This is a genomic window from Mesorhizobium sp., assembly GCF_024509055.1.
GTDB lineage: Bacteria > Pseudomonadota > Alphaproteobacteria > Rhizobiales > Rhizobiaceae > Mesorhizobium.
In genome coordinates this window covers 1-12,669 of sequence record NZ_JANINM010000475.1, presented here as the reverse complement: position 1 = coordinate 12,669, position 12,669 = coordinate 1, and the positions used below count along the sequence as shown (strand labels likewise).

Genomic DNA, 12,669 nt, shown 5'->3' with positions numbered 1-12,669 from the left:
GGGCGACGAGGCCCGTGGTGCCGGAGCGCAGGAAATTGAAGGTGGTGAAGACGACATCGAAAACCAGCGCGCCCGCCGCCAGGCCACCAAGCAGGGCTGCGTCGCCGAACTGGCCGACCACAGCCGTGTCGACGATGCCGAGCAACGGCGTCGTCAGATAGGCAAGCGTCATCGGCACGGCGATCGCCAGCACCGAACGGTTGGTGACGGCGAAAGATCTGGCGTTGGCCTGGGTCGCACCCTTGTCCAAGGATTGCTGTCTCGCTCATTGCGGCTTGATCGGACAGCCGATGTGCCCCAGTTTGCCGCCACCGCGCAATCGCCAACCCATGGCGGCCAACTGAATTCCCCGACTGGTGCAGAAAGAACTGGCGCAGACCACCCCCATCATGCCTTTGCAGATCGTCCACCACCCCGACTACGACGCCGGCTTCGCCGTCAATCACCGCTTTCCGATGAGCAAATATCCGCTGCTGATGGACGCCTTGCGGCGCCATGGGCTGGCTGTGCCGGAAGCGCTTTCGATGCCCGAGCCGGCGCCGGCCGCGTGGCTGAAGCTGGCGCATGCGGCCGATTATGTCGACCAGGTGATTGCCTGCGAGGTGCCTGAGAAGATCGAGCGCGAGATCGGCTTTCCGGTCGGCGAGCGCGTGTCGCTCAGAGCGCAGCTTGCCACCGCCGGCACCGTGCTGGCGGCAAGGCTGGCGCTGAGACATGGCATCGCCTGCAACGCCGCCGGCGGCAGCCACCATGCGCGGCGCGCGCAAGGTGCCGGCTTCTGCACCTTCAACGACGTCGCGGTCGCTTCACTGGTGCTGCTCGCCGAAGGCGCAGTCGACAACATATTGGTCGTCGACCTCGACGTGCACCAGGGCGACGGCACGGCCGACATTTTGCGTGATGAACCCCGCGCGTTCACCTTATCCATGCATGGCGAGCGCAACTACCCCGCGCGCAAGATCGCCTCCGATCTCGACGTCGCCCTGCCCGACGGCACCGGCGATGCAGCCTATCTCGACAGGCTAGGCGCCATTCTGCCGGAACTATCCCAAAGACGAAGCTGGGACATCGTGTTCTACAATGCAGGTGTCGACGTGCACGCCGAGGACAAGCTTGGCAGGCTGGCGCTCTCCGACGATGGCATACGCGGCCGCGACGAGATGGTGATCCGCCATTTCCGCGGCGCCGGCATTCCGCTCTGCGGGGTCATTGGCGGCGGTTATTCGAGCGACGTGCCGGCGCTTGCCGCACGCCACGCCATCCTGTTCGAGGTGGCCTCCGCCTACGCCTAGAGCGGTGCACCGTTTCGCGGAAAACCGCTGCGCACTTTTCCTGGAATTGCTTCCGATCACTTCCTGTAGCTGGCGATCCTGAGCAGGATGAAGACCGGCACGACGATCGCTGCGCCGAGCAGGATGTAGCCCAGGAAGCGATCGATGGCGTGGAAGCCGAGGTTCCACAGGTCTACGAAGAACTGGCGGATGCCGTAGAAGACGTCGATAGGCGTCCAGCCGAAGGCATGCATGACAAGGCCAACAAGGAAGGAAACCACCAGCAGCTTCACGAGCACCCTGAGTGGCGAATCGCCGAGGAAGCGTGTCATTGCGGACAAGGCCGTTCTCCGTTCGAACCGCCCGATTCGGGCGCATGGCCCAGAAATACGCACTCGCTTGCCCGGCATCAAGCCGGAGCAGGCGCTGTCCGGATACCGGCGCGCTCAGTTGGCCGAGCTCAACGGCGGGCCGCAGCGATCCAGCATCTGGCCGAGCGGCGAGCCGACCGGGATCGGGCGACCCGCCATGTGTTCCTTGAGCAGCTTGTCGAACAGATGGATGCAAAGCGAACGCGGGGTCACAAGGTCAGCCAGCGATAGAGCGGGATCGAGCAGCATCGAGACCTGGTCGTGATGGACCGGGTAGAAGACGTCGATCGGTGCCGCGCGATGGATGACACCCGCCTTGCCGGCGAAATAGGTGATCGCCTCGGGCCCGAGCTCGCCCCAGCCGTATCGGGAAATGTGGGTCGGCAGGCCGATCGCCTTGTAGAGCCTGCGCCGCAGACGCTTCCTGCTTCGGAGCCATGGTGCGATGTAGTAGGGGTCGCGCGTCATCTTGAGCGCCTCCCGCAGCATGCTGCTGTCCGGAGGCAATTTCAGCACGGCACCGTTGAGCTCCGTATCGGTCTGGTAGCCGAAGATGTAGTCATCTTGCGGTATTGGCCTCAGGCAGAACACGTCGCAGTCGACATAGAGGCCCATCCCGGCCTCCTGTATCTTCAGCCGATAGAGGTTGGAGAACAAGGACGGGCTGCCATTCGACCTGTAGTAGACCACACGCTCCCTCGGCATCAGCGCCTTGGCGTCAAAGACTTCCACGCCCGGTGGCACATTGCCCGGAAGCTCATAGCAATGAAGCAGCACACGATGACCGGCCAGCACGAAGGAGCGCAGGCAGGCGGCATTGATGTCGGGGAGCGCGGCGCCGATCCACAGCGCGTTGACGACGGGCTCCATGGTCACGCTGTCGGCCGGTCGAGGGTACCGACCGCACCCGCCTGCGCGATGAAATCGCGGACGATCCTCGCCGGGGACCGCAAGTCGCGCATGGCTTGGCGATAGGCCGCCGCCCGCTCCTCCAACGCGGCCGTCGGCTGGCGAAGATCGCTTATGAGATCGAGCGTGCGCGCCGCGTAGGGGCGAAAGCAGCGTTTCGCGGCCGCGCTCAAGGAAGTCGCCGGCACGCCGACGGGCACGGAGCCAGCGTAGGCGCATTCGACATATTTCATCAGTTCGACGTTGTAGCGGGTGCCGCACAGGAAGAAGTGCGTGAAGCGCGCGGCGAAATCGACAAAGCGATCGTGGGTGATGTCGTGAAGCGGCGGCTTGCCGTGCTCGGGATAGCCCGGATGCTTCAGGTCATAGACGAGATAGCCGAGCAAAGGCGACCAGCGCCGCTTTCGACGCAAGGCATAGCGCACCGGATAGAGAGCGCGTGAGTTGCTGCCCGACAGGAAGAGCCGACGGCTGCGGCTGGAAAGCTGGATGTCGAGTTCCCGCGACTCATCATAGGCGAAGGGAAGGTGAACGATGCGGGACGTCGTCAGCCGCCTGGTAAAGGTCAGGAATGGACCTTCAGGATCATAGGTGGTCGCGTAATGGACGCCGGGCCGATCCCCGCAATCGAAAATGAACCTTACGTTGGGATTGCGCGAGTTCGGCATGTCGGAGTCGCTGACGCGAAAGAAGATCGCGGCCCGATCCTTTGCCGACGAGGCAAGATGGTGGCTGAGGCGGGCCACGTCCGCGTCCTCCAGCCGGTTGTCGACGACGCCGATGTCGAAATTCCCGTCATCGATAGCGCTGATTGGTCTCGTCTCCCAACCGAGCGGCCGGGCAAAAGCCGGACCGACGCCAGGATAGATCGCCTTCTCGTAAGGATGTGTGTCGGAATGAAAATAGACGACCCGCAAAGCGATGCCCCCCAACCCGCCTGGGGCGTCGCGCGGAGGTCCGGCGAGCAAGACAGCCGGGCGTCCAAGTCGCCTCCGACGAAACCCTGCCTCCGTCTACTTCATGCCGCTGGACAAGGGCAATGTCGGGCGCTCCGGCTCGACTCATTGTGACCTGCGCGAAGGCATGGCCAGCAGAAGCCAAGCTACCTTACATGATTAAATTTGCGTAAATAGAAACGCCGCAAATTGCTGAAAATAAATAGAAAAATCTTCATTTCCTTGAACTGCGCAATGTGCTTGCAATTTTCGCCCGCCAGATAGATCAGGTCTTTCGAGCACTGTGGCGACGGAAGTTCGGACCGCAAGGCAGGTGCCTTGCCGGACGGAATTGCTTTGCCCGCGAAAGACAAGAAAACCGGAGCATCGCCACCCAAGGGCCGGCTCCACGAGTCAATCCGCGCACGGCCTTGCCCTGCGCATGCGCGTCTGGAGTGTTGCAAATGTTTTTTCGCACCGGAATTCTGATCGGGGCAGCCGGCCTTGCCGTCTGCAGCGGGGCCGCGACGGCCGCCGACCTCTCGCCCACCTACAACGAGCCACCCGCCTTCCAGTGGAGCGGCGCCTATGTCGGCGTCCATGGCGGAACGGCCTTCACGAAAATGCCCAATCCGTTCGCCGACAGGAACGGCTGGAGCGGCGGCGTGCAGGCCGGCTACAACATACAGACGGGGCCGGCCGTATTCGGCGCCGAGCTGGAAGGCTCTTATCTCGGCAGCGCCAGGCATGATGTCCAGGGCGGCAACATCAAGGAGAAGTGGCGCGCGGCGGCCAAGGCCAAAGCAGGCCTTTCGTTCGACCAGACGCTCATCTTCGGCACCGCGGGCGTGGCGGTGACCACGTTCAAGAAAGGCGACGGCGTGACCGACACCGACAGCCGCAAGCTCGGCTATCTGGTCGGCGCGGGCGTCGAGCAGGCCTTTGCCGGCGGCCTGTCCGCCAAGGTTGAGTATGACTACATCCGCACGCCCAATGTGGAGACGAGATCGGCCTTCGGCACAGCGAAGACCGATATAGGCAGCCATGAACTGAAGGCCGGCATCAACTACCGGTTCTAGGTCACGACTGCCGGAGAGCAGTTTTCCGTGGCGGCCGCCCCGCCGATCTCCACCGCGGGAAACTGCCTTTCTCCGCCCCCTCCCCAAGGAGGCTGATTGCGTGTGGCCGCGTAATGTCGAGGCAATTTTCGTGGCCTAGCCCGAAGCGCTTCTCCACGACAGGAATCAAGCCATGTCCATATCAGCCAAGGGCCTTGAACGGGCCTTGAAGACGCTTCTCGCGGCGGCGCTGCTCGCGGTGTCCGCATGTGCTTCCGACATCATGAAGAACTATGTCGGACAGCCGGTCGAGTCCGTCATCCTCGACTACGGGCCGCCGGCGACCGTCGTCGACCTCGGCCCGGGCGAGCGCGCCTATCAATGGCGCAAGACATCCACCAATGTGGTCTCCGGCACGTCGAGCGGCGAGGTGCGCCATACCAAGCACGGCACCGAATATGAGGTGACCGAGACCCCCGGCTATGTCGAGCGCCAGGAATGTTTCTACACCTTCTACGCGCGTTCTTCCGGCCGCCGCTGGTTCATCACCAATTTCCGCAAGCCCAGGCTGGAGTGCGAATGAGCCCATTGCAAAGCGCCGGGCTGGCTCTTGCCGGGCACCGGCCAACACATTACCGGCCTCAAATGATGCGACTGCGCGCGAACAGCGCTCCACCGACGGAGGCCACACGATGCGCATCCTGCTGATCGAGGACGAGCCGGAAATGGCGTCGGTGCTGAAGACGGCACTCGAGCGCCAGGACATAGTCGTCGACAGAAGCTCGACGCTGGCCGACGCCGAGATCATGGCAAGGCTCGGAACCCACGACGCCATCGTGCTGGACCGCCGCCTGCCCGACGGCGAAGGCCTCGACCTCATCCCGCGCTTGCGGGCCATGAATGTCGATGCGCCGGTCATCGCCCTCACGGCGATGGGTGGGCTCGACGATCGCGTCAGCGGGCTGAACGCCGGCGCCGACGACTACATGGTCAAGCCCTTCGCCACCGAGGAGCTGGTGGCTCGGCTTCGCGCACTGCATCGGCGCCAGTTCACCTTGCGCGCCGAGCGCATCGCGGTCGGCCGCCTCGTCTACGATTTCCACGACCGTGAGGCGCTGGTGGAGGATCGGGTGCTCGACCTGCCTCGGCGCGAGCGGCTGGTGCTCGAGACACTAGTCCGCCGATCCGGCCGCGCGGTGATGCGTTCAACACTGGAGGAGGCCGTCTACGCGCTGGACGACGAGATCGGCTCCAACGCGCTCGACGCGCATATTTCGAGGCTGCGCCGCAAGCTCGAGGACGTCACGGCCGGCATCGAAATCCGGGCCATCCGTAACATCGGCTATCTGCTCAGGGCCTTGCCGTGAGACAGCGGCGCCCGCGTTCGCTGCAATGGGTGCTTGTGCGGCGGCTGATCCTGCTACAGGCGGCGATGCTTGCCATCTTCATCGCGCTGTGCGCCGCCGCGCTGTGGATCGCCAACCCCACGCTCATGGTCGACAACGAGGCCGCGGCAGCCGCCTTGAAGGGCGCGGTCGACCGCGACAAGGACGGCCAGCTGGTGGTGCGCGAGACGCAAGAGCTGCGGGAGTTCCGCGAGAGCTTCCCGCATGTCTGGTACATCATCCGGGACAAGACAGGGCAGAGCGTCCGTTCCGGAGACGTGCCGGACGTCTATACCGGGGCGCCCGGCGCCCTGCTGGATGCCGTCGAGCACGCGACGCTCGACCTGCACAGAGACGATCTTCGCCCCGAAGCCTTTGTCGAGAACGCCACGACGAAGGCTGGCCTGGTGCAGATCGTCACCTCGACGCGCTCCTCGCGGGAGCAGACGGACGGGCTGGAAGTCAACATCTCGGCAACCGTCGACGTCGCCCGAAACCCCGACGGCAGCCGCAACTGGCAGCGCGCGCTGCCGGCGCTGGCGCTGATCATCGCCGTTCTGCTTCTGCCCATCGTCGTGGTCATGGGCCTTACCACGCTGGTGACGACGCCTGCCGTGGTGCGCAGGTCGTTCGCCGGCCTTGTCGACACGGCCGATCAGGCCGCGCGCATCGACATCAACACGCGGGGCATGCAGCTGCCCGTCCAGCGCGTGCCGCAGGAGATCGCGCCGCTGGTGCAGGCCTTCAACCAGACGCTGGCACGGCTCGCGCACGGCTACGACCAGCACAACCGCTTCCTCACCGACGCCGCGCACGAATTGCGCACGCCGATCGCCATCCTGCGCACCCGCGCCGAACTCCTGACCAAGGAACCGGAGAGCGAGCGCCTCCTGCACGACATCGAGCGCCTGTCGCACCTGGCGCAGCAACTGCTCGACCATCAGATGCTGGAGCGGCCTGGCGACGAGCGCAAGGCCATAGACCTTGGCGAGCTCGCCCGCCGGGTAGCCGCCGACTTCGCGCCGTTGGCGATCGAGGCCGGCTACGACCTTGCCTTCGAGCCGCCGGGAAGCACGATCCTCATCCAGGCGAACGGCCTGCAGGTCGAGCGCGCCCTGGCAAATCTCGTGCGCAACGCCATCGACCATGGCGGAGGCTCCGGCACGATAACGGTCGCGGTAGACGAGAACGGCGCGATCGAGGTCCGCGACGAGGGCCCCGGCATCCCGCCGGAAGAGAGGGACAACGTCTTCCAGCCTTTCTACCGCCTGCAGCCGCAGTCGCGCGGAGCAGGCCTCGGCCTCAACCTTGCCAGGCAGATCGCCCATCTGCATGACGGCACGATCCGGATTTTGAGCGGCACGTGGCGGGGCGCCCGCGTGCGCATGGAGTTGCCTGTCGCAAGGCGATGACACTTCCGCTTTGCTGATTGCCTGTAGCCGGGGCGTCATGGTAACGAGGCTGCAGCGCGGGTATGATGTAATGGTAGCCTGTCAGCTTCCCAAGCTGAACGCGCGGGTTCGATTCCCGCTACCCGCTCCAGCTTGCGCCGCAAGGGTTTGGGACTGATTTCGAGGCGGAGTGGGACGTATATTTCCATCCGGAGGGGCCGCTACCCAATATAGACCTCGCCCATTATTGGTACGATTTCCGAAATACGCTGTTTCTTGAATCTTCTTCATGTTAGCCGTCGCGATCATGAAGTGTTATGCAATAAACCTCGACCAGTCAGAAGACCGCTTGGCCCACATAATTGCGGAGTTTGCCAGGATTGGCGCTCCGTTCGACCGCGTTGCGGCAATTGAGGCCTCCAGCGTCGTCCCCGCTCCAAACCTTAGCCATGCCGAAACAGCCTGCTTCGACAGTCATCGGCTTTGCTGGCAGATGATCGCCGATGGCGACGATCCGTACGCGTCGATCTTTGAAGATGACATCATCTTCTCCGAAAGCGCCCGATCATTACTGACTAACGACAGATGGATCCCCGCCGACGCCGACATTGTAAAGCTTGAGACTTTTTTTACACCGGTCCGCATGGACCGGCGCCGCACAGCGATCGACGATGGATTGTCAGTGGCCCGGATGCTGGGCCAGCACATCGGGACAGCCGGCTATACGCTTTCAAGACGAGCGGCGCGAAACCTCTTGGGATGGACGAAACAGATAAGGGGACCAGTGGACTTCACCATCTTCAGTCCCCTTCACATGCCTTGCGCGCGCAGCACGGTCTATCAGCTCACGCCAGCCATCTGCGCACAAAGCCAGTTCGTGTCGGAGACCCCATTCAAAACCCTGATCCAGTATGAACGCCCGCATCGCAGAACGCCCCTTCTGGAGAAATTGCAGCACGAGACTTCGCGCGCCGTTGCCTTTTTCCGGAGCATGACTCTGCGTGAAACGGAGAAGGTCGCTGTCATATTTTGCCCCGTTCGAAGGTTGGGGCTGCGCAACGACAGTCGGCCCTAGAGCCGTTCACCGGAAGCACCGGTTCAACAACCGGCAACGAACACCGACTTCGAAAAAACGGTGATCGCAAGCAGCAATGTTCGGGTCTTGCATTTTCGTGCAAGACCCGAACGGGCAAGCGCCAAGTCCTGAAGTCCCTATTACCTACCAGATCCAGACGCGCTCGCGCCAGCAGCGGCGATGCCAACGGCCACGGTGCCAAACGCGGCGGCACACCCTTCTCCAAGCGTGCCGGCGCCTGTGATGGCGCCAATGATGGCGATGGTGCCGGTGATGGCGATGGTACGAGACCAGCTCCACCTCAGGCTGATCGTCTCCTTCGGACACCGTCATGTCCGGCTTGTCGAGCTCATCCAGAATTCCGTTGCCGGCGGGAATACCAGCAACCGCCTTGCTGGGACCGGCCAGGCTTGCAAGTGCTGCCGCCCCCGCCACGCCAAGCAGTCCAGTCAGAAACAACCGACGTTCCATCAAAACCTCCGAGCTGTGAGCACCGGCAGCTCTTCCCTCACCCGCAACAGGCTCCAGCGAGCTGCCGATCGGTTTGAACGTACGAATGCCATTCTCGTTCCATTAGCCTACCTCGCGCAAGATGAAGTCGTGCAGCATCTTGGCCGCCGGCGAGAGCACGCGGTTCTTCACCGTTATCAGGCTATAAGGCCTCACCTCGATGTCGAACTCGGTCTGGACGACGTCGATGGCGCCGGCCAACCCGTCGGGGCCCTGGATGAACTTCGCCACCTGTATGGACACCGGTGCGATGGCGTCGGACTGCGCCACCATCACCAGTGTCAGCAACAGCGAGCTGGTGTTGAGGATGCGGTCCGGAAGCGGAATGTCGCGGTTCAGGAAGTTGCTCTCCATCGCCTGGCGCAGCGGCGAGCCGCCGGACTGAAAGACCCAGTCATAGGCCGCCGTCTCTTCCAGCCGGACCACTCTGCCACTGGCGAGCGGATGACCGCGCCGCACGATGAGACAGGCCTTCTCGACACCGATGACGCGCGATTCGAACAGCCGCGGATTAAGGTCGTCGGGAATGCGGGCAATGATGAAGTCGTGGCGGGATGCGATCAGCTCGCGCGCCAGCACGTTCGACGTTTCGACCTGCATGGTGATCTCGATGCGCGGATAGATGCGGCGGATCTCGCGGATCGCCGGCACCGCGAGTTCGATGGCCGGCGCCGTCACGGCACCCAGGAACACCGAACCGCCCTTGCCCGCCTTGAGCTCGGAAATCTCGCGGTCAGCCTCGCGCATCTCGAGCAGGATGGAGCGGGCGCGTCTTGCGAGCGCCTGGCCATACGGAGTGAGCGTAACGCCCCGCGGCAGCCGCTCGCACAACCTCACGTCGAGCACCGCCTCCATCTCGGCGATCATGCGCGAGGCGGCGGGCTGCGATATGTTCATGACCTGGGCGGCCGCGCTCACCCGACCGTGATCGTCGAGCGCCGCGATCATGCGCATGTGGCGCAGGCTCAGGCCGCTGCGCAGAAGCGTTTCGCCGTCTCCCGGCAGTTTCTGGTAACCACCCGATATTCCGTCCGGATCGCGCAGCGCCGCCATGATTTCCGCACCTCCCCAAACTTCTCGTTGCGGCTCACCCTATACCAGTTTCGATATAGCAACCACCAAAGATCGCATTTGACAGTTATGTCAAAGGGACACAACCTTCGCCTGTTCCGAGGTGCCGGGATCGGTCACGAGCAAAATCGTATCGATTGAAAAAAAGCGCCGCGGGGCCGATTGGGAGGATACCGGAGATCGATAAAGCCGACAGCGGCGCGTCAGCGCTCCTGCTCGACTGCGCGGCCCGCGAAGCCCCGAGGTGTCGCGTCCATCAACCAGGGAGAGTAATCGTGAAGATCATCAAGACGCTGGCCGCCGTCGCGGCCCTTGGCATTGCTGCCATGACCTACTCGGCGCACGCAGCCGACAAGGGCCTCGTCGGCGTGCTGATGCCGACCAAGACCTCGCAGCGCTGGATCAATGACGGCGACGCCGTCAAGTCCCAGCTCGAAGCGCTCGGCTACACGGTCGACCTGCAATATGCGCAGGACGACATCCCGAACCAGCTCAGCCAGCTCGAAAACGAAATCACCAAAGGCCCGAAGGCGCTGATCATCGCTTCGATCGACGGCACCACCATGGCCGACGCGCTGCAGAAGGCCAACGACGCCGGCGTCGTCGTCGTCGCCTATGACCGCCTGATCAAGAAGACCAAGAACGTCGACTATTACACCACCTTCGACAATTTCGGCGTCGGCGTCATCCAGGCGAATTCGCTGGTCAGCGGTCTCAAGGATCGTTTCCCGAACACCAAGCCGTGGAACGTCGAGCTATTCGGCGGTTCGCCGGACGACAACAACGCCTTCTTCTTCTACAACGGCGCGATGTCCGTACTGCAGCCGCTGATCGACAACGGCTCGATCAAGATCAAGTCCGGCCAGATGGGCATGGACAAGGTCGGCACGCTGCGCTGGCTCGCCGCGACCGCCCAGGCTCGCATGGACAACCTGCTCTCGGCCAACTATTCGGACGGCAGCCGCGTCGATGGCGTTCTGTCGCCTTATGACGGCCTGTCGCGCGGCATCACCGCCTCGCTGCGCGCTGTCGGCTACGGCACGGCCGCGCAGCCCTGGCCGGTCGTGACCGGCCAGGATGCCGAAACCGCCTCGGTCAAGCTCATCATCTCGGGCGAGCAGTATTCGACCGTGTTCAAGGACACCCGCGACCTGGCCAAGGCCACCGTGCAGCTGGTCGACAAGGTGCTCTCCGGCGGCAAGCCGGACGGCCTCGACACCAAGACCTACAACAACGACGTCAAGGTCGTTCCCTCGATCCTGCTGACGCCGCATGAAGTCGACAAGTCGAACTACCAGAAGCTGGTCGTCGACTCCGGCTACATCAAGGCCGAAGACCTGAAGTAATCCAGTCTTAAAGAAGGGGTCCTGCGCGATGCAGGGCCCCTTTTCGTTCAGAAGCGACCCCGGTATGGTTTTGCCGGCTTCCGCAGCGCAAAGCGCGGCGGCATGTTGATTTCGCGCATGAGATTTTCCGGGAATGGAAGCCATGCGCCAGGGAGCGGATCCTGATGGCCTCGACGATTTTGGAGATGCGCGACATCACCAAGACGTTCCCCGGTGTGAAGGCGCTGTCGAACGTCAACCTCAGTGTCGAGGAAGGCGAGATCCACGCCATCGTCGGCGAGAACGGCGCCGGCAAGTCGACGCTCATGAAGGTGCTGTCGGGCGTCTATCCCTCCGGCACCTATGACGGAGAGATCGTCTTTCGCGGCCAGGCGTGCCACTTCAAGGGCATCCATGACAGCGAGCATATCGGCATCGTCATCATCCACCAGGAGCTTGCCCTGGTGCCGATGCTGTCGATCGCGGAAAACATCTTCCTCGGCAACGAGCATGCCACCTACGGCGTCATCGACTGGGACGCCAACGAGCAGCGCACCAGCACATTGCTCGAAAAAGTCGGCCTCAAGGAAGATCCCAAGACGCTGATCACCAATATCGGCGTCGGCAAGCAGCAACTGGTCGAGATTGCCAAGGCGCTCAGCAAGGAAGTCAAGCTGTTGATCCTCGACGAGCCGACCGCTTCGCTCAGCGAGAAGGACAGCCAGGCGCTGCTCGACCTCTTGCTCGAGTTCAAGCGCCAGGGCATGACCTCGATCCTGATCTCGCACAAGCTCAACGAGGTGAACCGCGTCGCCGACAAGGTTACGGTGATCCGTGATGGGCGCACCATCGAGACGCTTCCCCGCAAAGACATCAGCGAGGACCGCATCATCACCTCGATGGTCGGCCGCTCGCTCGACGACCGCTACCCGCCACGCGAGCCGGAGATCGGCGAGGTCATCTTCGAGGTGAAGAACTGGTCCGTCTTCCATCCGATCCACGCCGAACGACAGGTGATCAAGAACATCAACCTCAATGTGCGCAAGGGCGAGGTGGTCGGCATCGCCGGACTGATGGGCGCCGGGCGCACCGAATTCGCCATGAGCCTTTTCGGCCGCTCCTATGGCCGCCGCATCACCGGAGAGGTTTTCCTGCGGGGCAAGCCCCTCGACCTTTCGACGGTGAGCAGGGCGGTGGAAAACCGCATCGCCTACGTCACCGAGGACCGCAAGACCTACGGACTCAACCTTATCGACCACATCAAGCACAACGTGACCTTGGCCAATCTAGGCGGCGTTTCCAGCGGCGGCGTGATCGACGACATGCGCGAGATGAGCGTCGCCAACGACTACCGCAAGAAGACCAACA

The 12,669-nt window shown here is 63.1% G+C and carries 13 protein-coding genes, 1 tRNA gene and 1 pseudogene; 9 read left to right on the top strand and 6 right to left on the bottom strand.

Annotation, left to right across the window (positions count from 1 at the left end):
• Positions 1-250 (bottom strand): annotated as a pseudogene (locus Q0L57_RS27565) (MATE family efflux transporter); the annotation flags it as partial.
• 139 nt (positions 251-389) lie between these two features.
• Between Q0L57_RS27565 and Q0L57_RS27560 the strand changes: the two are divergent.
• Positions 390-1,292, top strand: a complete 903-nt coding sequence (locus Q0L57_RS27560) for a histone deacetylase (protein WP_296746234.1) — start codon at positions 390-392, stop codon at positions 1,290-1,292.
• Between the two features lie 56 nt (positions 1,293-1,348).
• Here the strand turns inward: Q0L57_RS27560 and Q0L57_RS27555 are convergent, their stop codons facing one another.
• The 4 genes from Q0L57_RS27555 to Q0L57_RS27540 all read right to left on the bottom strand — a co-directional run bounded on the left by Q0L57_RS27555 (position 1,349) and on the right by Q0L57_RS27540 (position 3,884).
• Positions 1,349-1,603: a DUF6460 domain-containing protein gene (locus Q0L57_RS27555; protein WP_296746232.1), complete on the bottom strand. Its 255-nt coding sequence runs from the start codon at positions 1,601-1,603 to the stop codon at positions 1,349-1,351.
• 114 nt (positions 1,604-1,717) lie between these two features.
• Entirely contained in the window at positions 1,718-2,518 is an 801-nt protein-coding gene (locus Q0L57_RS27550; protein ID WP_296746231.1) for a hypothetical protein, read from the bottom strand.
• Positions 2,515-3,519, bottom strand: coding sequence for a hypothetical protein (locus Q0L57_RS27545; protein ID WP_296746230.1), 1,005 nt, complete (start codon positions 3,517-3,519; stop codon positions 2,515-2,517). The genes Q0L57_RS27550 and Q0L57_RS27545 overlap by 4 nt, the downstream gene beginning before the upstream one ends.
• A 134-nt stretch (positions 3,520-3,653) precedes the next feature.
• Positions 3,654-3,884, bottom strand: coding sequence for a hypothetical protein (locus tag Q0L57_RS27540; protein ID WP_296746229.1), 231 nt, complete (start codon positions 3,882-3,884; stop codon positions 3,654-3,656).
• A gap of 66 nt (positions 3,885-3,950) precedes the next feature.
• Here Q0L57_RS27540 and Q0L57_RS27535 point away from each other — a divergent pair, with 66 nt between their 5' ends.
• From Q0L57_RS27535 to Q0L57_RS27510, 6 genes are all read left to right on the top strand, one after another.
• On the top strand, positions 3,951-4,565 hold the full coding sequence (locus tag Q0L57_RS27535) for an outer membrane protein (protein ID WP_296746228.1): 615 nt from the start codon (positions 3,951-3,953) through the stop codon (positions 4,563-4,565).
• A 172-nt stretch (positions 4,566-4,737) separates the two neighbouring features.
• A complete protein-coding gene (locus tag Q0L57_RS27530; RefSeq protein ID WP_296746227.1) occupies positions 4,738-5,127 on the top strand; it encodes a hypothetical protein in 390 nt (129 codons plus the stop codon).
• Positions 5,128-5,236: 109 nt separating this feature from the next.
• Positions 5,237-5,911: a response regulator transcription factor gene (locus Q0L57_RS27525; RefSeq protein WP_296746226.1), complete on the top strand. Its 675-nt coding sequence runs from the start codon at positions 5,237-5,239 to the stop codon at positions 5,909-5,911.
• Complete coding sequence (locus Q0L57_RS27520) at positions 5,908-7,341, top strand: HAMP domain-containing sensor histidine kinase (RefSeq protein ID WP_296746225.1); 1,434 nt, start codon at positions 5,908-5,910, stop codon at positions 7,339-7,341. The genes Q0L57_RS27525 and Q0L57_RS27520 overlap by 4 nt, the downstream gene beginning before the upstream one ends.
• 56 nt (positions 7,342-7,397) lie before the next feature.
• A tRNA-Gly gene (locus tag Q0L57_RS27515) sits at positions 7,398-7,471 on the top strand.
• 138 nt (positions 7,472-7,609) lie between these two features.
• On the top strand, positions 7,610-8,395 hold the full coding sequence (locus tag Q0L57_RS27510; protein WP_296746224.1) for a glycosyltransferase family 25 protein: 786 nt from the start codon (positions 7,610-7,612) through the stop codon (positions 8,393-8,395).
• A 573-nt stretch (positions 8,396-8,968) separates the two neighbouring features.
• Here the strand turns inward: Q0L57_RS27510 and Q0L57_RS27505 are convergent.
• On the bottom strand, positions 8,969-9,958 hold the full coding sequence (locus Q0L57_RS27505; RefSeq protein ID WP_296746222.1) for a LysR family transcriptional regulator: 990 nt from the start codon (positions 9,956-9,958) through the stop codon (positions 8,969-8,971).
• Positions 9,959-10,251: 293 nt separating this feature from the next.
• Between Q0L57_RS27505 and chvE the strand changes: the two genes are divergently transcribed.
• Entirely contained in the window at positions 10,252-11,322 is a 1,071-nt protein-coding gene (gene chvE / locus Q0L57_RS27500; RefSeq protein WP_296746221.1) for a multiple monosaccharide ABC transporter substrate-binding protein, read from the top strand.
• A 164-nt stretch (positions 11,323-11,486) separates the two neighbouring features.
• On the top strand, positions 11,487-12,669 hold a 1,183-nt coding region (locus Q0L57_RS27495), incomplete at its 3' end, for an ATP-binding cassette domain-containing protein (RefSeq protein ID WP_296746220.1).